This is a genomic window from Algibacter pectinivorans, assembly GCF_900112595.1.
Lineage (GTDB): Bacteria > Bacteroidota > Bacteroidia > Flavobacteriales > Flavobacteriaceae > Algibacter_B > Algibacter_B pectinivorans.
In genome coordinates this window covers 90,164-111,472 of sequence record NZ_FOMI01000003.1, presented here as the reverse complement: position 1 = coordinate 111,472, position 21,309 = coordinate 90,164, and the positions used below count along the sequence as shown (strand labels likewise).

At 34.2% G+C, this 21,309-nt stretch carries 25 protein-coding genes; 14 read left to right on the top strand and 11 right to left on the bottom strand.

Going from position 1 to position 21,309, the window contains the following annotated elements; all coding sequences use genetic code 11:
* Positions 1-34: 34 nt before the first annotated feature.
* The gene (gene lpdA, locus BMY96_RS05555; RefSeq protein ID WP_092850145.1) at positions 35-1,435 is read right to left on the bottom strand and encodes a dihydrolipoyl dehydrogenase; all 1,401 of its coding nucleotides are present in this window, start codon (positions 1,433-1,435) and stop codon (positions 35-37) included.
* A gap of 95 nt (positions 1,436-1,530) precedes the next feature.
* Positions 1,531-3,117: a S41 family peptidase gene (locus tag BMY96_RS05550; RefSeq protein WP_245750552.1), complete on the bottom strand. Its 1,587-nt coding sequence runs from the start codon at positions 3,115-3,117 to the stop codon at positions 1,531-1,533.
* Between the two features lie 107 nt (positions 3,118-3,224).
* Here BMY96_RS05550 and smpB point away from each other — a divergent pair, with 107 nt between their 5' ends.
* The 3 genes from smpB to BMY96_RS05535 all read left to right on the top strand — a co-directional run bounded on the left by smpB (position 3,225) and on the right by BMY96_RS05535 (position 4,926).
* A complete protein-coding gene (gene smpB / locus BMY96_RS05545; RefSeq protein ID WP_092850140.1) occupies positions 3,225-3,683 on the top strand; it encodes an SsrA-binding protein SmpB in 459 nt (152 codons plus the stop codon).
* A gap of 65 nt (positions 3,684-3,748) precedes the next feature.
* Complete coding sequence (locus tag BMY96_RS05540) at positions 3,749-4,312, top strand: hypothetical protein (RefSeq protein ID WP_092850138.1); 564 nt, start codon at positions 3,749-3,751, stop codon at positions 4,310-4,312.
* A gap of 11 nt (positions 4,313-4,323) precedes the next feature.
* Entirely contained in the window at positions 4,324-4,926 is a 603-nt protein-coding gene (locus BMY96_RS05535; RefSeq protein WP_092850136.1) for a methyltransferase domain-containing protein, read from the top strand.
* Between the two features lie 4 nt (positions 4,927-4,930).
* On the opposite strand, the gene BMY96_RS05530 is transcribed toward BMY96_RS05535, so the two are convergent.
* Positions 4,931-5,572 carry a protein-L-isoaspartate(D-aspartate) O-methyltransferase gene (locus BMY96_RS05530; RefSeq protein ID WP_092850134.1) on the bottom strand — a complete coding sequence of 214 codons (642 nt, stop codon included), beginning with the start codon at positions 5,570-5,572 and terminating at the stop codon, positions 4,931-4,933.
* A gap of 157 nt (positions 5,573-5,729) precedes the next feature.
* Between BMY96_RS05530 and BMY96_RS05525 the strand changes: the two genes are divergently transcribed.
* From BMY96_RS05525 to BMY96_RS05500, 6 genes are all read left to right on the top strand, one after another.
* Positions 5,730-6,689 (top strand): Gfo/Idh/MocA family protein, encoded by a 960-nt coding sequence (locus BMY96_RS05525; protein WP_092850132.1) that lies wholly within the window; start codon positions 5,730-5,732, stop codon positions 6,687-6,689.
* A complete protein-coding gene (locus tag BMY96_RS05520) occupies positions 6,690-7,580 on the top strand; it encodes a 3-hydroxyacyl-CoA dehydrogenase family protein (RefSeq protein ID WP_092850126.1) in 891 nt (296 codons plus the stop codon). It abuts the gene before it with no gap.
* Positions 7,580-7,978 (top strand): hypothetical protein, encoded by a 399-nt coding sequence (locus BMY96_RS05515; protein WP_092850122.1) that lies wholly within the window; start codon positions 7,580-7,582, stop codon positions 7,976-7,978. Before BMY96_RS05520 ends, BMY96_RS05515 begins: the two co-directional genes overlap by 1 nt.
* 67 nt (positions 7,979-8,045) lie before the next feature.
* Complete coding sequence (locus BMY96_RS05510; protein WP_092850119.1) at positions 8,046-8,717, top strand: YggS family pyridoxal phosphate-dependent enzyme; 672 nt, start codon at positions 8,046-8,048, stop codon at positions 8,715-8,717.
* A gap of 16 nt (positions 8,718-8,733) precedes the next feature.
* Positions 8,734-10,098 carry an exonuclease domain-containing protein gene (locus BMY96_RS05505; protein WP_092850113.1) on the top strand — a complete coding sequence of 455 codons (1,365 nt, stop codon included), beginning with the start codon at positions 8,734-8,736 and terminating at the stop codon, positions 10,096-10,098.
* 147 nt (positions 10,099-10,245) lie between these two features.
* Complete coding sequence (locus BMY96_RS05500) at positions 10,246-11,091, top strand: ion transporter (protein ID WP_092850110.1); 846 nt, start codon at positions 10,246-10,248, stop codon at positions 11,089-11,091.
* Between the two features lie 59 nt (positions 11,092-11,150).
* Here the strand turns inward: BMY96_RS05500 and BMY96_RS05495 are convergent, their stop codons facing one another.
* Positions 11,151-11,546 (bottom strand): MerC domain-containing protein, encoded by a 396-nt coding sequence (locus tag BMY96_RS05495; RefSeq protein ID WP_092850108.1) that lies wholly within the window; start codon positions 11,544-11,546, stop codon positions 11,151-11,153.
* A gap of 81 nt (positions 11,547-11,627) precedes the next feature.
* Here BMY96_RS05495 and BMY96_RS05490 point away from each other — a divergent pair, with 81 nt between their 5' ends.
* Entirely contained in the window at positions 11,628-12,008 is a 381-nt protein-coding gene (locus BMY96_RS05490; RefSeq protein ID WP_092850105.1) for a Fur family transcriptional regulator, read from the top strand.
* Between the two features lie 130 nt (positions 12,009-12,138).
* Here BMY96_RS05490 and BMY96_RS05485 read toward each other — a convergent pair whose 3' ends face one another.
* Positions 12,139-13,356, bottom strand: coding sequence for a hypothetical protein (locus BMY96_RS05485; protein WP_092850103.1), 1,218 nt, complete (start codon positions 13,354-13,356; stop codon positions 12,139-12,141).
* A gap of 253 nt (positions 13,357-13,609) precedes the next feature.
* Here BMY96_RS05485 and miaA point away from each other — a divergent pair, with 253 nt between their 5' ends.
* Together miaA and BMY96_RS05475 are read left to right on the top strand one after the other, a co-directional pair.
* Entirely contained in the window at positions 13,610-14,524 is a 915-nt protein-coding gene (gene miaA / locus BMY96_RS05480) for a tRNA (adenosine(37)-N6)-dimethylallyltransferase MiaA (RefSeq protein WP_092850101.1), read from the top strand.
* A gap of 4 nt (positions 14,525-14,528) precedes the next feature.
* Positions 14,529-15,203, top strand: a complete 675-nt coding sequence (locus BMY96_RS05475) for a GNAT family N-acetyltransferase (protein ID WP_092850099.1) — start codon at positions 14,529-14,531, stop codon at positions 15,201-15,203.
* Between the two features lie 24 nt (positions 15,204-15,227).
* On the opposite strand, the gene BMY96_RS05470 is transcribed toward BMY96_RS05475, so the two are convergent.
* Genes BMY96_RS05470 through BMY96_RS05460 form a run of 3 tightly spaced genes read right to left on the bottom strand, consistent with a single transcriptional unit; the run spans position 15,228 to position 17,931 of the window.
* A complete protein-coding gene (locus BMY96_RS05470) occupies positions 15,228-16,805 on the bottom strand; it encodes a DUF4097 family beta strand repeat-containing protein (protein ID WP_139205218.1) in 1,578 nt (525 codons plus the stop codon).
* 12 nt (positions 16,806-16,817) lie between these two features.
* The gene (locus BMY96_RS05465) at positions 16,818-17,396 is read right to left on the bottom strand and encodes a hypothetical protein (RefSeq protein ID WP_092850095.1); all 579 of its coding nucleotides are present in this window, start codon (positions 17,394-17,396) and stop codon (positions 16,818-16,820) included.
* Positions 17,380-17,931: an RNA polymerase sigma factor gene (locus tag BMY96_RS05460; protein ID WP_092850908.1), complete on the bottom strand. Its 552-nt coding sequence runs from the start codon at positions 17,929-17,931 to the stop codon at positions 17,380-17,382. Before BMY96_RS05460 ends, BMY96_RS05465 begins: the two co-directional genes overlap by 17 nt.
* Positions 17,932-18,329: 398 nt before the next feature.
* Between BMY96_RS05460 and BMY96_RS05455 the strand changes: the two genes are divergently transcribed.
* Entirely contained in the window at positions 18,330-18,884 is a 555-nt protein-coding gene (locus tag BMY96_RS05455; protein ID WP_092850094.1) for a DUF2911 domain-containing protein, read from the top strand.
* Positions 18,885-18,977: 93 nt separating this feature from the next.
* Entirely contained in the window at positions 18,978-20,054 is a 1,077-nt protein-coding gene (gene meaB, locus BMY96_RS05450) for a methylmalonyl Co-A mutase-associated GTPase MeaB (protein WP_092850091.1), read from the top strand.
* On the opposite strand, the gene BMY96_RS05445 is transcribed toward meaB, so the two are convergent.
* The 3 genes from BMY96_RS05445 to BMY96_RS05435 form a co-directional block, all read right to left on the bottom strand.
* Positions 20,051-20,620 carry a phosphatase PAP2 family protein gene (locus BMY96_RS05445; RefSeq protein ID WP_092850088.1) on the bottom strand — a complete coding sequence of 190 codons (570 nt, stop codon included), beginning with the start codon at positions 20,618-20,620 and terminating at the stop codon, positions 20,051-20,053. The genes meaB and BMY96_RS05445 overlap by 4 nt on opposite strands.
* 22 nt (positions 20,621-20,642) lie before the next feature.
* Positions 20,643-20,870: a DUF8828 family protein gene (locus BMY96_RS05440; protein ID WP_092850086.1), complete on the bottom strand. Its 228-nt coding sequence runs from the start codon at positions 20,868-20,870 to the stop codon at positions 20,643-20,645.
* Positions 20,871-20,953: 83 nt separating this feature from the next.
* A complete protein-coding gene (locus tag BMY96_RS05435) occupies positions 20,954-21,307 on the bottom strand; it encodes a four helix bundle protein (RefSeq protein WP_092850084.1) in 354 nt (117 codons plus the stop codon).
* Positions 21,308-21,309: the final 2 nt, after the last annotated feature.

Here is a 21,309-nt window from a genome sequence, read left to right as displayed (position 1 = left end):
CTTTTCTATTTTGAAATTTCTGCCTTCGCAGGAATTAGATATGTAACGCTCTATCTTCAGTGGCAGCTAAAGCCGCTTCTTTAATAGCTTCTGTAAACGTTGGGTGTGCGTGAGACATACGAGAAACATCTTCGGCAGAGGCTCTGTATTCCATAGCAACAACCGCTTCGGCAATCATATCTGCAGCACGAGCTCCAATCATATGTACACCTAAAATTTCATCGGTAGTTTTATCTGCAAGAATTTTTACAAATCCATCTAAATCCATACTTGCTCTACTTCTACCTAAGGCACGCATTGGAAAAGATCCTACTTTATAATTAACACCTGCTTCCTTAAGTTGCTCTTCTGTTTTACCAACAGCAGCTACTTCTGGCCATGTATAAACCACACCAGGAATTAAGTTATAATCGATATGTGGTTTTTGTCCTGCTAAAGTTTCGGCAACAAAAACACCTTCTTCTTCTGCCTTGTGTGCTAACATAGCACCTTTAACAACATCTCCAATAGCATATATGTTTGATGCCGATGTTTGTAAATGCGCATTTACTTCAACACGACCTCTATCGTCTAATTTTACTCCTGCAGCTTCAGTATTTAAACCATCGGTATACGGCTTACGCCCTACAGAAACTAAACAGTAGTCGCCTTTAAACTCAACTTCTTCTCCTTTTTTGTTATCGGCTTTTACAATTACTTCGTCGCCAACGCGCTCTACCGATTTCACTTTGTGAGAAACCTGCATTTTAAACTTCGCTTTTTTGAAAACTTTGTTTAATTCTTTAGATAAGCCAGCATCCATTGTTGGAATAATTCTATCCATGTACTCAACAACAGTAACTTCCGCACCTAAACGACGGTAAACTTGACCTAGCTCTAAACCAATAACACCACCACCAATAACAATTAAATGTTTAGGGATTTCTTTAAGTTTTAAAGCTTCGGTTGATGTTATGATGCGTTCTTTATCAATATTTATAAATGGTAAGCTTGATGGTTTACTACCTGTAGCAATAATGGTGTTTTTTGCTTCAATCTCGGTTGTTTCTTCACCATTAATAGTAATATGAGTGGCATCTTTAAAGCTACCTAAACCTTGGTACACATCAATATTGTTTTTCTTCATTAAAAAATCAATACCTCCAGTGGTTTGGTCAACAACAGCTTGTTTACGAGCAATCATTTTCTCTAAATTCACTTTTACCTCACCAGGAATTTCAATACCATGCTCTTCAAAATGTTTTACCGCATCGTCGTAATGGTGCGAAGAATCTAAAAGTGCTTTACTTGGTATACAACCTACATTTAAACAGGTTCCTCCTAATGTTGAGTATTTTTCTATAATGGCAGTTTTCATGCCTAATTGTGCGCAACGTATGGCTGCAACATATCCTCCGGGTCCAGAACCAATAATGGCTACATCGTATGAATTCATATAATAATTTTGAGATTTTCTATTTATAAATCGAAAATCAAAAATACAAATTTAGATTCAAGGTTATTAATGGATTAACAGTTTTTTTGAGGAAATTAATCTAAATTATAAATATCTTTAAGAATCCACTCTAACTCGGTATCAATACCCGATTGAATATCCATTATATTTGGTACCACCTTAACATCGGGTTTAATACCAAAGCCATCTGGATTTTGCTTTTGTGGCGCCTCTATTTGCATTAAGCCAAAGCCCACTTTAACCTGAGACTCCGGTAATTTATAAATTTTGAAAACGCCTGCTACGGTTCCATTATACGCGCCTCCAGTTTCTTCCCCTATAAATGTAGCGCGCTTTGTAGCTTTTAAATGGGTAGAGAGTATTGAGGATGCCGAAAACGAATTACCATTTATTAAGACATACAACTTTCCGGTATATGCTAATGGCTTAGGGGCTTTAATTTTGGTGTACTTATTAAAATTAAAATAAATTTTATCGTTATACGTTTTAGTTTTTATTAAACTATAAGTCGCAACCACGGGATAAAACAAAGAACCTATTACTTTTATACTATTAGGTATGGTATTACTCATTACAGATTTTATAAATGGGGTCCTACTCATTACCTCACTTTCTTTAATAAATTGAAACGGCTTATTAGCTAAATAGCCATATAAATAGTCTATTTCGGCTATTCTTCCGCCTCCATTATCTCTTAAATCTAGAATAAAGTGGGAGGTGTTTTTGGCATCTATTTTAGCAAAAACTTCTTTATAAAAACGTTTATAATTGCCGTTGGTAAAACTTCTTAATTTCATATAGGCTATTGTGCTATCTTTTCCTATGTATTTAAAATTTCTGGTAAAGTTTTTATCCTTTGGTATATACCCTCGTTTCCTTTTTTGTTTTCTAAATTGTTTTTTTGCTAGTCTATTTTCTTTTTTATCCTCTAGACTACGTTTTTTAGGTTTTATGTCTTCCGCGGAAGCGCTAATGGAATCCTTATTATCTTTTTTTGGATTTTTATCGATGCGCCTTAATACTTTTGAAAACACCGAATCCTTAGCCTTAAAAGTTACCTGTAAACTATCTAGAAACCCTTTATCTCTGTAATAATACAATGAAAACGATTTAGACACATATCTGTTATACAGTGTTTTATTATAACCATCGGAAGCAAAACGTGTTTTATATACTTCTGCCAATTTTGTTGCCGACTCGCCATTAATACGCACAATTTCTTTTCCTATTAAAGTAGAATCGTTTCCTTTATAATTTTTTACCCAAAGTTTACCCTCTAGATAAACGATATCTAAATCGTAGAACTCAAATTTTTTCTTTTTTAATGCCTTAAGTTCTTTTCTTGTAAACCGCTTACCTTCTAGCCCAACCGAAACATGACCTTGCTTAACTTGTGCCACAACCGGAGCTAATTGCTTATAAAACGCTCTGGAATCCATAGGTCGATTAATGGCTTGTTTTAAACTATCAAACTTAAAATCCAAAACCGCTTTAGGTGTGTATTGATATAACTTAGGATGATGGCGTTTAAGTTGCTTATATAGCTTATCGATATCTTGATGTAAGTCTTGTATCGTATGCAACTTGGTAATTTGTGTATTATGTTTTTCAACACTCTTACAAGACACCAAAAAGGCCAATAATATAAATGTATAACACATTTTTTTCATGCTTACTAAAATAGTGCTTCTGGTTAAATCTTTATTATCTATTAATGTTTGTTTAACTTTTAATTAAATTCGAATGAAATTCTGTAATTTTGTGCGGCATGCAAAAAAACATAAACATACAAAATAAGAAAGCACGCTTTCTATACGAAATACTCGATAAATATACCGCTGGTATTGTATTAACGGGTACCGAAATTAAATCTATAAGAAGTAGTAAGGCCTCTATAGCCGAAAGTTTTTGCGAGTTTAGCGAAAATGGTGAACTATTTGTGGTGAATATGACTATTCAAGAATATGCCTTTGGTAACTACTATAACCATAAACCAAAAGCAACTAGAAAACTACTTTTAAATAAAAAGGAATTAAAAAAGTTAAATAAGGAAGTGCAAAATTCTGGGTTAACTATTATTCCTTTACGCCTATTTATTAACGATAAAGGTTACGCTAAGTTAGATATTGCATTGGCTAAGGGTAAAAAATTGTTTGACAAACGCGAAACAATTAAAGATCGAGATAATAAACGTGATTTAGACAGGATAAAGAAAGCGTACAAATAGTATTATATATTTTTTAACGCTTTGACTAGTTAATTTTTACTAATTTTCAATTTTAAATCTACAACATGAAAAAGTTATTAATTCTTGTTTTGCTTAGTGTTTTATCCATAAACCTTCAGGCTCAAGATAAACAGAAAGACAAAGGCGAAAAACCTGAAAAAGAAACCGTGGAATTTATAGTAGATAGTACTTCTGTTTTAACCTTAGATAAAACTATAGAAACCTTATATAACGTTATTTCGGGCGAGAAAGATGAAGAAAGAAATTGGAAACAATTTAAATTTCTGTTTTCATCTGATGCTAAATTGATAGCTTCTGGAAAAGATAAAGAAGGGCATTTAAAAGTCGTTTATATGTCTCCTGGAGATTACATAAAAAGCTCTGGAAAATGGCTTGTTGAAAACGGATTTATAGAAAAAGAAATACATAGAAACGTGGATGTATTTGGTAATATTGCTCAAGTTTTTAGCACTTACGAATGTTTTAAAAGCAAAACAGACCCAGCGCCTTTTATGCGAGGTATAAATAGTATTCAATTATTAAATGATGGGGAACGTTGGTGGATTGTTAATGTGTTTTGGTCTCAAGAAACGGATAAACATCCTATTCCTGCAAGGTATTTAAACTAAGCATTTGTGGTATGCTGGATTCTAATACAGAAGAAACTTATTGGACACAACGCTATTTAGAAAACCAAACTGGTTGGGATATTGGCGCGCCATCGGCACCACTAAAAGCATATATAGATCAATTAGAAAACAAGGGTTTAAAAATTTTAATTCCTGGTGCAGGACATGCCTACGAAGCCGAATATCTGTTTAAAAAGGGCTTTAAAAATGTTTATGTGTTGGATATTTCTCAAGAACCTTTGGATGCCTTAAAAAAACGCATCCCAGAATTCCCCGTTCACCAAGCCATTCAAGGCGATTTCTTTACACATAACAACACCTACGATTTAATTATAGAGCAAACCTTTTTCTGCTCCTTCCCTCCTACAAAAAGTAGCCGACAACAATACGCTGCTAAAATGCACGAACTACTAAACCCTAATGGGAAACTAGTGGGCCTATGGTTTTCAATGCCATTAACAGGCGATATGGAAAAACGTCCTTTTGGTGGTTCTAAACAAGAATATTTAGGCTATTTCGAGCCCTTTTTTAATATCATAACTTTAGTGGGTTGCTATAATTCCATTACGCCACGACAGGGCAATGAGTTGTTTGGTATTTTCAAAAAGAAATAAAACCCTAATTTTTATCCTCCAACAAAGGCACAAATCTAAACTCGCCAAACTCTTCTTGTTCAAATTCTTTAGGACCTTTTCTGGTAAACATATTCATGATTTGCACATCGTCGCCCACAGGAATAACAAGTCTACCTCCTATTTTTAACTGGCTTAACAAGGGTTTTGGTACAAAAGGTGCTCCCGCGGTTACTATTATGCCATCAAAAGGTGCCTCGTCTACAAGTCCTATATAACCATCGCCAAAAATTAACTTCTTAGCACGATAACCTAATTTAGGTAGAAACTTACTCGTTTTTTTAAACAACTCGTTTTGGCGCTCAATACTATAAACTTTAGCGCCCAATTCGCATAAAACAGCAGTTTGATATCCACTTCCTGTTCCAATTTCTAGAATCTTACTTCCCGGTTTAATTTTTAGTAATTCCGACTGAAAAGCCACCGTATAAGGTTGAGAAATGGTTTGGTCTGCACCAATAGGAAATGCTTTATCCTGATAAGCATGGTCTAAAAAGCTAGAATCCATAAACAAATGCCTCGGTATTTTACCTATGGCGTTTAAAACACGGGTATCTGTTATCCCTTTGTTTTCTAATATTTTAACGAGCTGCAGTCTTAATCCTTGATGCTTAAATGTGTCTTTCAATGTTGGCGTGGTTTAGTTGGATAAAATTAGGCAAACATTTTTAAGCTAAAAACTATTTATTGAGATTTTATTTTTCGTCATTTATAAGCCAAATTTTTAGATTAATTTCCTAACTTCATCTTTTAATTATCTTATTTTTGTTGAAAACGTATAAATTATGCTAAAAGCTGGAGTTCTTGGTGCTGGCCACCTAGGAAAAATTCATTTAAGACTTCTTAAACAATCTACAAAATACGACCTTGTTGGGTTCTATGATGCCGATGAAACAAACGGTAAAAAGGTAGAAGCCGAATTTGGATATAAATTTTTTAACTCTATAGATGCGCTTATTGATGCGGTTGATATGGTTGATATTGTTACACCAACCCTATCGCATTACGATTGTGCAAAACAAGCTATTGCCAAAAGCAAACATGTTTTTATTGAAAAACCTATAACAAATACGGTTGAAGAGGCAGAACACATTAGAGAACTGCTAGCACAACATAATTTACGCGGACAAGTAGGCCATGTAGAGCGTTTTAATCCGGCTTATCTTGCTGTTAAAGATGAAATTAATTCGCCTATGTTTATCGAAACACATCGATTGGCAGAATTTAACCCTAGAGGTACCGATGTTCCTGTGGTTTTAGATTTAATGATACATGATATTGATATTATACTTAGCGTTGTAAAATCTAAGGTTAAACATATTTCGGCAAGTGGTGTTTCGGTAATTAGTGATACTCCAGATATTGCCAATGCGCGTTTAGAGTTCGAAAATGGCTGTGTTGCCAACCTAACAGCGAGTAGAATTTCTCTTAAAAACATGCGTAAAGCACGCTTTTTTCAAAAGGATGCTTATATCTCTGTAGATTTTCTTACTAAAAAATGTGAGGTGGTAAAAATGAAAGATGCCCCAGAAACCCCTGGCGATTTCGATATGGTGTTACAAAATGCCGAAGGCGTAAAAAAACAGATCTATTTTGATAACCCATCGGTATTAGAAAACAATTCCATTTTAGATGAATTAGAAACCTTTGCCGATGCTATAAATAACAACACGACACCTATTGTTTCTTTACATGATGGTACCGAAGCACTTCGTGTGGCCACCCAAATAATAAATGCTTTTTAAATGAAAAAAATTGCAGTAATTGGTGCAGGCACTATGGGTAATGGTATTGCGCATACCTTTGCGCAATCTGGATTTAAAGTCTCGCTTATAGATATTAATGAAGCCGCTTTAGAAAAAGGCATGAATACTATTGCTAAGAATTTAGATAGAATGATTGCTAAAGAAAAAATTTCGGAAGCAGATAAAACTAATACTTTAGCAAATATAAGCACATATACCAATTTAGAAGACGCTGTAAAAACCATTGATTTAGTTGTAGAAGCTGCTACCGAAAATTTAGACCTAAAACTTAAAATATTTAGGCAATTAGACCAAGCGTGTCCAAAAGCTGCCATTTTAGCTAGTAACACATCGTCCATATCTATAACCCAAATTGCAGCTGAAACATCTAGACCAGAGCAAGTTATTGGTATGCATTTTATGAATCCGGTTCCAATCATGAAACTGGTTGAAATAATTAGAGGATACAACACAAGCGATACCGTTACTAAAACCATTATGGAACTTTCTGAAACTTTAGGAAAAGACCCTGTTGAAGTAAACGACTACCCTGGTTTTGTAGCCAATCGCATTTTAATGCCCATGCTTAACGAATCTATTGAAACCCTTTACAATGGTGTTGCTGGTGTTAATGACATTGATACCGTAATGAAGTTAGGAATGGCACACCCAATGGGACCATTACAACTTGCCGATTTTATTGGACTAGATGTTTGCTTGTCTATTTTAAATGTAATGTATAACGGTTTTAAAAACCCTAAATATGCCCCATGCCCATTATTAGTTAATATGGTGCAAGCAGGTAAATTAGGAGTTAAATCTGGTGAAGGGTTTTACGATTATTCCGAAAGTAGAAAAGCAGAAAAAGTTTCGAAACAGTTTTTAAAATAATGATTGAAACCAAGGCTTTTTCATTAACTAAAGAGAACTATTATAAAATTGTTTTATTAACTCGATTTAAAAAATCATGGTGGCTTTACCTCATCATGATACTTATTGCTATTTTCAATTTACCTAAGTTTGGAAACGATAGTTTTAGTACCTTTTTTATTATTTTCTCATTTTCATACCCTTTCATAATATCAATTTACCTCTATTTTTGGACAGGTTTAAAAGGCCATAACCCCGTATTTTCAGAAACCCATTTATCTTTTAATAATGCGTATTTGTATTTTAAAAGAGTAGGAAATGAATCGAAATTAGTGGCGAATAGCAGCCAAAAAGCCGTTTCAAAAAACAACTATTGGTTAATATATATTGCTGAAAATCAACCTATTTACATCCCATAACATATTTTTTATAATGTTAACGATTTAGAGGCTTTTTCTAAATTAATAAAACAGAATTTATAGATACATGAGCATTAAAGAAAACCTAAACAACATAAAAGCTAAACTCCCGGAGCATGTTACTTTAGTAGCCGTTTCAAAAACCAAACCTGTTAGCGATTTAATGGAAGCTTATGAGGCGGGTCAGCGTATTTTTGGAGAGAATAAAATCCAGGAAATGGTAGAAAAATACCAAGACATGCCAAAAGATATTGAATGGCACATGATTGGCCACGTGCAGCGGAATAAAGTTAAATACATGGCCGAATTTGTGAGCTTAATTCATGGTGTTGATAATTACAAATTATTAAAAGAAATTAATAAGCAAGCAAAAAAACATAATCGTGTAATTGATTGCTTGTTTCAACTAAAAATAGCATCAGAAGATTCTAAATTTGGAATGTCTTTTGAAGAAGCATCAGAAATTATTCAGTCGGAAAAATTTTCAGAATTAAAAAATATTAATGTGGTTGGTGTTATGGGAATGGCTACTTTTACTACTGATGAAAACCAAATAACCAAGGAGTTCAATCGTTTAAAATTTGCATTCGAAGCTTTAAAAGCCTTACAAACCCAATACTGCAGCTTAAAAACTATTAGTATGGGTATGAGTGGCGATTTTCCTTTAGCAATTGCAGCGGGTAGTACAATGATTCGAGTTGGAAGTAGTATATTTGGTTCAAGAAATTATACAAATTAAAAAATAAAGGTATACTATTTACGCAATACTAGACATAGAAACCACAGGTGGTAAATTTAATGAAGAAGGTATAACTGAAATTGCTATTTATAAATTTGATGGTCATGAGGTGGTCGATCAATTTATAAGCTTAGTAAACCCAGAACGCGATATCCAACCTTTTGTAGTAAATCTAACCGGTATTAATAGTAATATGCTTCGTAATGCACCTAAATTTTATGAGGTTGCTAAGCGTATAGTAGAAATTACTCAAGACTGTATTCTTGTGGCGCATAATGCCCAATTCGATTACCGCATTTTAAGCACAGAATTTAGACGATTAGGCTTCGAGTACCAGCGTAAAACCCTGTGTACTGTAGAACTTTCTAAAAACTTAATTCCAGATCAGGACTCTTATAGTCTAGGAAAATTAGTGCGCTCTTTAGGTATTCCTGTAACCGACAGACATCGGGCTTCTGGCGATGCTTTAGCCACCGTAAAACTATTTAAATTATTACTAGCAAAAGACACCACTAAAACCATTATACAAAAATCTATAAAGCTTAGTACCAAGCGAAAAATGGAACCCAAGCTATTAGATATTATTGAAACTTTACCCTCTACAACTGGCGTTTATTACATTCATAAATCCGATGGCGACATTATTTATATTGGCAAGAGTAACAATATAAAAAAGCGTATTAATCAGCATTTTACAGGCACCAATTCCAAATCAAAAAAACTACAATCTAAAGTAGCCTCGGTAACGTACGAAGCTACAGGTAGCGAATTGGTAGCACTACTAAAAGAAAGCGAAGAAATTAAAAAGAATAAGCCGCTACATAATAGAGCGTTACGTCGATCTTCATTTACCCATGCCTTATATGTTTTTAAAGACGATAACGGCTATTTAAATCTTAAAATTGATGTGGCCGATGGTCGTAAAAAAGCCATAACAACCTTTAGTAATCGCGAGAGCGGAAAAAGTTTTATTACTAGAGCGGTTGAAGATTATAACTTATGCCAAAAGCTTGCTGGTTTATATAAAACAAAAACAAGTTGTTTTGGATACGATATTAAAGCTTGCGAAGGCGCTTGTATCCAAAAAGAATCTGCAGAATCTTACAACAAACGTGTTGAGGCTTTAATTGAAAAAAACAGCTATTCCAACAAAAATATGGTTATAGTCGATAGAGGTCGAGCGGTCGATGAGCGCAGTGCTATACTAATTGAAAATGGCGTTTTTAAAGGCATAGGCTTTTTCAATTTAAACTACCAAATAACGAATCTTAAGGTATTAGAATCCATTATTACACCCATGGAAAATAATAGAGATGCGCAGCATATTATTCAAAATTACTTGCGAAAGAATAAACGTTTAAAAATTATTAGCTTAGATTAAAATATGAATTCATTCACTTTATTTATTTTTCTATTTTCTGTTTTTTCGGTATTTTTTTGCAAAAACTTTAACTTAAAACCTTACTTCTTAAAAAACCAACTAAGCTGCTGCCATTAATTAATATAACTTTTTGTTACATTTGATATCATGAAAAAGTTATTCGATAAACATTGGAAAACTAGGATCTATAAAATTATTTATCACTCGGATACACCGGCTGGAAAATTGTTCGATCTTGTACTTTTAGTAGTAATACTTACAAGTATCTTATTGGTAATGCTTGAGAGTGTAAATACTATTGATGCCAAATACCATAGTTTCCTTAACATTGCCGAATGGATAATAACCATTCTTTTTACTATCGAATATATTTTAAGAGTTATTACCAACTCGAGCCCTAAAAAATATGTATTTAGTTTTTATGGCGTTATAGATTTACTATCTACAATACCCAAATACTTATCGTTTTTCTTGGTAGGATCGCACTCCTTAGTAGCCTTAAGAGCATTACGCTTAATGCGTATTTTTAGAATTTTAAAACTAGCCCGTTTTATGGGCGAATCCAATAATTTTTTAAAAGCACTGCGAGCTAGTAGAGTTAAAATCGCGGTTTTTGTATCGTTTGTAGTTATTATTTGTGTTATTCTAGGAACCGTTATGTACCTTATTGAAGGAGATCAAGGTAGTGGGTTTACCAGTATCCCAAGAAGTGTATATTGGGCAATCGTAACCCTAACAACTGTGGGCTATGGAGACATTGCTCCTGTTACACCTTTAGGGCAATTTCTAGCTTCTGTTATTATGATAATTGGTTACGGTATTATTGCTGTACCAACCGGTATTGTTACTGCAGAGTTTGCTTCGCAGAAAAAAGTAGAAGTAAAAGAAGAAGAACAGGTTATAATAGAAACTAAAACCTGTAAAGAGTGCTTAACTAGCGATGTACGTAGCGAAGCAAAATATTGCTATGTCTGTGGTGCTGAAATAGTTTAGCTTATCGATAAGGCTATAAGTGCTGTGCTCCTATATTTAATAACTCTACGTTTAGTATTTTAACTACAACAGGTATTGTTTTTACATTGACAAAATTTTAAATTATACAGATGCAATACTGCTAAAGATAGTGCTGTTAAATACGTTATAGTTTCAGGTATTGAAACGAACTGAAATTTTTCATTTACAATTAATAACAATAAAGAAAACCAATTAATCCACAGTAATGATTTTATATATAGTTTTGAACTGTTTTTCGTTGAACGAGCTACCGCGAAATAGGAAATAATTAAAAATATATAATCTAAACTGCTCCACCAAATTGGGCTGGTTTCGCAACCATCTAAGGAACAAACTTGAGCTACAAATAGAAAAGGTGTAGCCACACAATGCACTACGCATAAAAAACTTGCTACTGCTCCAAAAACATCTGGTTTAACTAAAACTAATTTCATTTATTTTTTTGTTAACGCAACTAAGTTGCAAAAGTAATTATATAATTTGTAATTTCAACCTAGTTGTAATAACTTTGTTCTATGGGAATTATTAGAAAAACACAATCTATTGAACTTTTACTTAGCGAATTTAGCAATAGTACAGGTGCCATTTCTGCCATCGAATTAATTAAACGTCTTAGTGCAAAGGTTAATAAAACTACGGTATACCGCGTATTAGACAAATTAGAAGACGACGGCGTAGTGCATTCCTTTTTGGATAAAAGTGGCATTAAATGGTATGCAAAATGTAATTCTTGTACCCATGCGCAACATTTTGATTCTCATCCACATTTTCAATGCTTAAATTGTGGTAAAGTAGATTGTTTAGAAATTGAAGTTGCTCTACCTAATATTCCTAATAGACAAGTTGAAGTTTCTCAAATTTTAATTCAAGGTAACTGCGAATCTTGTAGTAAGTAAAAACCAACTACATTTAAACTTCTACTTACTAATATAAAAGCGATTTTGCTATAAAAGCATCGTACACCCAAATAATACTAAAAAAAAAGCACGTATAGTAATACGTGCTTTTTTTTCCTTATTTATTTTACTAATGATCAAAATGAGCACCTAAAATTTTAAATTGATAAGGCGTAATATTAAGATTAAATTCCTTCATATTACTTAAATCATTAAGTTCTATTTGAATTATTTTTTTCTGTGTTGGAATAGATACATAAATAAAATCTTCACTTAAATCAATATTACTAGTTACAGAGCCATGATCGGTAGCTTCGGTATCCATTGCAATATTTAATTTCCCTTGATATTTTACTAGTCCTGTTGACACTTCAGTAATATTTAAAAGACCTGTTTTTGTTAAACTTGCTATCAAGTCGCCATCTTTGGACTTGATACATTTGAACAAATTACTACTCTCAAGAATTGGTGTTATTTCTTCATCTGCAATATTAATAAAATAAGCCCCTTTACTACCTGTATATCCTACAAACAAATTGGCATCATTAGTACTTAATAAACTTCCAAACCAAACATCGTCTTCAAAATCGTCTGGGTAATTAATTAAGCTTTGGTCTCCATTACTTTTTACAACCAAAACTCCAGAATTTGATCCAAAAACAGCAACATCATCATGGCCTGCATTTCCATGAATGCCAGAAGTTACAATTACCGGTTTATCTTCAAAAAGAATCTCTCCATTTTGACTAATAATTTTAGCCGATTCTGGTAAACCTGCGCCATTACCCAATTCGGTTACTGCTAACGTTCCATTTGGAAAAACCACCATAGCACCATGATGAGCTGCAGAACCCGTATTAATAGTTCTTACAGGAGAAGATCCATTATGTATACTGCTTTCATTAAACAGGCTTAACGTAGCATCGCCATCATTATAAACCGCAACATAACCATGCTCTGATTTAAAGTGTGTTGGACTTTGGCTTTCAAAACTTATAGCTGCCATACCTTGCTCTCCAAGATCATGACTATGACTACCATGAGGAATCTCTCCTCCAAAATTAAAGGTTTCAGTAAAATTATTACTTCTGTGCGTAATTACGCCATAAATTCCAGATTCGGTTGCATAAATACTACCGCCGCTAAAACTGGCCTCAAAATCTTGAATTGTGTTATCGTAAGGCTTTAAAAAATTTAGAACATTGGATTCCGAATCGGAAATAAGTAAAGCGGTATGTTCATCTTCAACAATTTGAGAATCGTTTGTAATATCATCTGCATCGTCATTTGAACAGGACGTAATAATGCTTAAAACTAGCACATAGCTTAAAACTTTGAATACTTTCATTTTTTTGTGTTTTATAGATTTTGGCGCAAATATATAACAAAAACTTATAAATGCAACTCTGTTGCGTTTATAAAATTATTTTACATATTATATCTTTTCAATACGCTACATTAAAGCGTTTTACAACGTAAACCAATAAAAAATAACAATGAAACCCAGAAAAAAAAGCAATCTAAATTATGGTTTGTCCTCCAAATAAATTGGTATTAATCATTTATTCAAATTAACTTTACCAATTATAAAATACTAGATTATAAACTCGAATTCTAAATATTTAATTTCCATAATTGGCCCAACAGCCATAGGAAAAACGGCACTTAGTATTAAGTTGGCGCAGCACTATAACACCGAAATTATCTCCGCAGATTCACGACAGTTTTTCAAGGAGATGCAAATAGGTACTGCCGCACCATCACCCGAGGAACTCGCAGGTGCTAAACATCACTTTATACATCATAAATCGATAACGGACAATTATAATGTTGGGGCCTTCGAAAAGGATGCACTGCAATGTCTCGATTCCTTATTTAAAGCTCATAATGTGGTAATTATGGTTGGTGGCTCAGGCTTGTATGTCGATGCCGTTACAAAAGGCTTAGACCATTTTCCGGAAGTAGATCCTAGCATTCGCGAAGCCTTAAATTCCCAATTAGAAACCCATGGGTTAGAATCGCTTCAAGCCCAATTGCAAGCATTAGATAGTACCTCTTATAATAGCATAGCCATAGCTAACCCACATCGTGTAATTCGCGCTTTAGAAATTTGCATAGGCACAGGTAAACCGTATTCTTCTTTTTTAAACCAAGGGAAAGCCAAACGAAATTTTAAAACCATTACTATTGGTTTAATGGCAGATAGAGCTCTTATTTACCAACGTATAAACCAGCGTGTAGATATTATGATGGCTGAAGGTTTGCTAGACGAAGTAACAGCATTACTAGATTTCAAGAACCTTAATGCTCTAAATACGGTTGGATATAAAGAACTTTTTAGCTATCTAGATGGGACTTGGGATTTAGAATTTGCCACCTCCGAAATTAAAAAAAACACCCGTCGATTTGCCAAACGTCAGCTTACTTGGTTTAAAAGACAAGACGATACCCTTTGGTTTAATTTCGATACCCCAATAGAAACGATTACAAAGCAATTAAACGCTCATATTATTTAATACTATGCCTAACGAAAATGTTCTAGATAATCCCGTTTGGTTTTCACTAACAGAAAAACATACCCAACAAGGTATAGATTATGGGAACACTAAAATGTATCATCCCGATTTTACACCTTTTGGGGCCTTTATAAAAGGAGCCGATACCGCTGCTGCTATACTGGAACATGCTAAATTAACACCTTCCTTTTTTATGGTAGGCGAAAAACCAAACATGCCTTCCAATTTTAAACCACCTATACAATATGTTGGTTTACAAATGATACTATATAAAAAAATAGACCATCCCATAACCGAAAGCATAGTAGAACTTAAACCAAATCACCAAAAAGAAATTTTGGCATTAGTTGCCATTGCTTACCCCGATTTTTTTAAACCTAAAACCAATACGCTAGGTCGCTACTTTGGCATTTTTAAGGATGAAAAATTGGTAGCCATTACAGGGGAACGTATGCAAACAGAGCAGTTTACCGAAATTAGCGGTGTAATAACACACCCAGATTATGTTGGAAATGGTTACGCTAAACAGCTAGTTACCCATACATCCAATAAAATATTTGAAAAGAACAAAACACCTTTTTTACATGTAGACCAAACTAATCTTGGGCCTATAAATCTGTATAAAAAACTTGGTTTTGTTACGCGAAGAAAATTAGAATTCTGGCAAATAAACAGGTAATAATGCCAAAATATAAAAGTAGATTTACTGCATAGTAATATCGCTATATTTAGCATTAATTAAAATTGTTTTTCCAGTAGAAGGATTTCCTGTAGAAAAATTAGAGGTATTACTTTTTACAGCCTGATCTGGCTGTGCCAAACGAGAATGCGTGCCTTTATATTGCATACTATAATCTGTTTTAGGCAATCCAATAACAGCATTACTGTTTTGTAGAATAATATTTAAGTTATTAAAACTATCTTCAATATTATAAATATCTACATCGCCAATATTACTATCAATTATAGCACTTCCTGTTAAAGATTCTATATCCACCTCCGAAGATGTTAGATTTAAAACCAAATGAGCAACATGCTCAATATCTGCACTTTTAACATAATTTAAATTCAACTCACCCAAATTCCAGTGCGTAATCTGTATTGGCGAATATGAAGCATTAATGGAAGTAGAACTTCCATTAATACTTAAAGCTTTAAACTTTGTGTATGCTAAATCTGCTTTTAAATTATCAATATTATTAGCAAATTCTATTTCGCCATACTTAACATTTACTCGTAATTTAGCATCCTTAGGTATTTTAATTTTAATCGTTTTTTTAACTTTAATAGCCGACTTATTATCCAAAAGCTTTTCTATTTCTAGCTCTCTTTCTTTAATTAAAACAGCACGTTCCTTAAGGTGCGCTTTACGGTCTTTGGCATGTTCCTTAGCCATTTCGCGATGCATCATAGCGCGTTCCTTTTGTGCCGCCATACGTTCGGCATTGGCAGCAATATGTTCTGCTTGGGCTTCCACTCTACTGGCTTGAGCTTCCATGCGCTCTGCAAAACGCTCGCCCCATTCTTCCATACGTTCGGCATATTTTTCGCCCCACTCTTCTCCAAACTTCTCGCCCCAAGCTTCCATTTTTTCAGCAAAATCATCACCATACTTGTCACTCCACTCTTTTCCGAATTTTTCGCCCCAAGCTTCCATTTTTTTAGCGTAGTCTTTACCGTATTTAGACTCAAATTTACGCGACCATTTCTCCAAATAATCCTCTCCCTGCTCTTTATAGGCTTCATAATCAAAAGCAACAGCATTAACGCCTTCTGGTAATTCTGGTAATTCGGGCATTTCAAACATTTGTGGTATTTCTGGCATTTCCGGTATTTCCGGAATATTAATATGCATCTCTGGCATATCAGCAAGTTCAAATTTCAATTCATTTAAAATGGCACCAACACCATAATCGTCGTCGCAATTATCGCAATCGTAAGCCTCATGATGGGCCCACATAGCATTTGGAGCATGTCCACTACCAGCATTAATTATTACTTTATTTGTAGTAGCATCAATATCTATATGCCATTGCTTTAAAGCATCATCTAGCTGGTCTTTACTTAATTTTTCGCCTTCAATATAAGCCTCTATCTCTACAGTGTTTTTGTTCCATGTGTCAAACACAATATTGCAGTAACTGGTGTTTAAATCTACCACAACATCTTTATCTACTTTTATAGATTGCGATACTTTGGTTAATTTTTGTTGTGCTGCTATACTTCCCGAAATAAGAAAGCAGAGCACCACAAATTTGATTTTTATATAAAAACTGTTCATTTTTTGATTTTTTTAGATTGATTGAGATACTTCATTGGCTATACCATCAGAAGTATTAAATGTTTTTAATTGTGCTCTTAATCGATACAATAAATTTAAACGCAGTTTTAAATTATCAATTAAGGCATTAACTGTTAACTCACTTGGTCCAGACTCGGTGAGCTCTAAAGATAGTTTTTGGTAAGCTTTATCAAGTTCATTTAACTGGTTTAAATACCCATCAAACAACTCCTTAGTTTCTGGCGTATAGGTCATTTTTGCCAACTCTAAATTTATGCTAGCTAAATAATAATCCTCCACTTTTTTTAAACCTGGCGAGATATCACCCAACGATTTTGTTTCCATAGTTTTAGTACTAACCACCGCTGGTGTGCTACCTTTTATGGGCGATTCAATTACCTTATAAGCTCCAAAACTCACCCCTAAAAGCACCACAATACTGGCGGCAATTTTAAGCCAACCAAATGTAGCAGCTTGCTTTTCGGGCATTGCAACATCCAATTTTTCAAGAAAACGATTTTGATGGTTTTTAGGCATCTCCTCATGTTTTATCTGGTCGTTTTTAAACAACTCTCTAATGTCTTGTGCCATCTTTTTTAAGTGTTAACAGTTTTTGTAATTTTACTTTTCCTCTAGATAGTTGTGTTCTCGATGCTACTTCAGAAATATCTAGAATCTCCGAAATTTCTTGATGGTCGTAACCTTCAATCAAATATAGCATCACAACATATTTATACGTTTCTGGCAAAGCGTTAATAGCCAATTTAACATCGCTTAATGTTACCGTATCTTCTACCAACCATTTGTCGTCTTTAGGCGTATCAATAACCTTAAGGTGCACCTCGTTTAACTCAACAAGCGTGTGCTTTTTAGCCTTTAAAAAATCAATACTCTTATTCACCACAATACGTTTTAACCATGCACCAAAAGTAACCTCAGCTTGGTATTGATGCAGCTTAGTAAACGCCTTAATAAAGGCCTCTTGTACCACATCTTCAGCATCGGCAGCATCCTTTAAAAACCGTTTTGCAACAATATACATACCATCGCAGTACTGGTTGTATAACTGCAATTGCGCCTTCCGGTTATTCCGTTTACATTGTTCAATAATGTCAACTTGAAACATGCTTGCTTTACTTTTGGTTGTTATCCACATTATGCATCCTGCAGATAGGTTAGTTCGTTTAAAAGACGATTAAAAACTAAGAGTGTTGCAAAAAACTTTAATTTTTTTCAAAAAAAACAATTTGGGCGCTACCACAAGGGTCGGGCTTTCCGCTACAAGTCCTCGCTCCTCCTACGTCGGGCTGTGGGCTATCCGCTACAATCCCTAGCGCGGGTACGTTGGCTAGTGGCAGTTCAAAAACATAGGTAAAAACTCGGTTTGCATGCTACTTTAAACATCTGTTGCCAACCATTTGTATTGTGTTATTTCTCCCTTACAACAAATCTAAATAATTTAACGTTTCTACTTTAGCAGTTATTCCAATTAAATTATCTTTATACCTTAATAAATATCTCTAAATGAACACCTTTTTAAAGCGCACCTTTATCCTATTATCAATAATAGCTTTAGGTTTATTTTTATATTCAACTTTTGTCGAAAACATTTTCGCAAAACGATTAAGTCCAAAAGATACTGTAGAATTTAAATTAAACGACTTAAAACTCGAAGTATTTTATAACCGTCCATACCGTAAAGGCCGCGAAATATTTGGCGCTTTAGTACCATTTAACCAAGTTTGGCGTACAGGAGCAAACGAAGCCACAACCTTCGAAACCAACAAAACGTTACAAGTAAACGGCATGCCATTAGCAGCAGGAAAATATACCCTTTGGACCGTTCCAAAAGATTCCACCTGGAATGTTATTTTCAATTCTAAACAATACTCTTGGGGTGTAAATGCCGAAATGCAACCTATGTGGGACCCTAATTACGATGCTTTAAACATTGAAGTGCCTGTACAAAAATTACCAAACCATGTCGAGCAATTTACTATTGCTTTCGATAATTCTACCGATAACCTGTACCTAACCATGGCATGGGACGATGTAAAAATTGCAGTGCCACTTAAATAAGCTTTCAGTCGCAGTTACATGTGGCAGTCAATAAAAATAAAATGGTTAATTTAGACAAACGTTCGTGTATGTCCAGATAAACTGGGAGAGGCTATGGCTAAAAAAAACAAATCTGCTTTACAAGAAAAAGAAGGTGTTTCCATTTCCGAAACCACTAACAAAGCATCTATTGCGGCAATTAAACAAAAACGCAAAACCAAATTAGACAGTAACAGCTTAGTAACATCTTTATTAAACCAAGACATTACAGCCTTAGGTAGAGCCATTACACTTGTAGAAAGTAAAAATGCAACGCATAAAGCCCAAGCCAACACCATATTAAAAGCCTGTTTGCCTCATGCCAATAAATCCGTTAGAATTGGCATTACCGGCGTACCCGGTGTTGGAAAAAGTACGTTTATTGAGGCTTTAGGAAAACACCTAACCGCAAAAGGAAAACGCGTTGCCGTATTAGCTATAGACCCAAGTAGCAGTATTACCAAAGGCAGTATTTTAGGCGATAAAACCCGAATGGAAGCACTGGTTAAAGACGATAACGCTTTTATTCGTCCGTCGGCTTCCGGCGACTCGCTTGGTGGCGTAGCCCGAAAAACTAGAGAAACTATAATTTTGTGTGAAGCCGCAGGTTTCGATGTTATAATAATAGAAACCGTTGGTGTTGGACAAAGTGAAACCACTGTACATAGCATGGTCGATTTCTTTCTGCTTTTAAAACTAGCAGGTGCCGGCGATGAATTGCAAGGTATAAAACGAGGCATTATTGAAATGGCCGATACTATTGCCATTAACAAAGCCGATGGCAACAACTTAAAACAAGCCAAATTAGCGCAGGTAGAATTTAAAAGAGCACTTCACCTCTACCCAGAAAAAGCATCGCAATGGCAACCTAAAGTTACTTTGTGTAGCGCACTAGAAAACCAAGGTATTGAAGACATTTGGAATATTATTCTAGATTATGTAAGCACAACCACTAAAAGCAAATACTTTCAACATAACAGGTTACAACAGAATACGTTTTGGCTCATTCAGACGGTAGAAAATCAATTAAAATCGAACTTCTTCAGCACACCTAAAATCAAAAAAGCATTACAGGAACAAATACAGCTTTTAAAAAACAACAAAACCACACCTTTTGCTGCTGCCGATTATCTATTACGTATTAAAGATTAATCTTTTACAAACCGCTTAATGGCATAAGTTCCCAATTTGTAAAACATAAATCCGGATATGGCTCCAAAAGTCATTCCGCAAAAAATATCTAAAGGATAATGCACACCAACATAAATCCTACTGTAAGCAACAATAGCACTCCACAATAACAATATAAAGATTAAATTCTTATAGTATGGTTTAAGCATTAAGCCTGTAAACACAGCAGCTGCCATAGTATTTGATGAATGCCCAGAGAAAAAACCATATTTACCACAGCGCACTGCTATAAAACGAATTTTATCGGCTATATCTTCTGCTCCACAAGGTCGTGGTCGCATAAACGTACGCTTAAAAACATTAGTTATTTGATCTGTAAAGGTTACCATTAAAGCGATAACCACTATAAAAACCAATAACGATTTTAGTCCAAACTGTCTATAAAGTAAAAACAGCAAAATCGCATATAAAGGCGCAAAGGTATATTTATGCGTTATAGCTAACCATAAACTATCCCAAGTTGCAGAACCCAACCCATTTAAATATACAAATAACGCGGTATCATATTGTAAAAGCTGTTCAATCATTTAAATACAGGTATTTCGGTTTTTATTCGTCGTACTTAGCTATCTCACTATCGTAAAAATCTGTAGCATCCTTAATAGCGTTTTCGGTTTCAACTTCTAATTCTTTTTGGTCTTCGGCATCAAAATCTTCAAACCACTCTACCTCATCGTTTTCAAGATTAATAATAAACCTAGGAAACTCGGTATGAATCACATAGATTGCATTTGGGAATTCGGTGTTATCACCTAATATAAATTTTGGAAGACTCATTTTTTTTATAGTTTAAAGTGTCTAAAGTTATAAATACTTAAAGTTTTTCTTACTCGAATGAAATAGTACTCAAATTTAATTAACTAAAGCTTGTTTGCAATGGATGTAAAAATAGCTAAAAGTTCTTTGGCTTCAATTCTCAATTTAGAAATATTTGCCGTTTTCAACATTTCCATTTCCTCAATAATCTCAAGCCAGTAATCTGTTTCACTTGCTTCAGCTAAACTGATTTTTATTTTATTTTTAAAATCTTTTGGACTTCTAGATCTATTCGCTTCTCTATAGTTAGCGCCTATGCTTGTCCCGGATTTTGATATTTGATTTCGTAATACTAATGATTCTGGTGTATTGGGAAGACTCCCTGAAAGTTTAAGAATTTCAGTGGCAAATACAATTGTTCTTTTCTCTAAAACTTGAGCAAACTCTTTATTAGTCATAC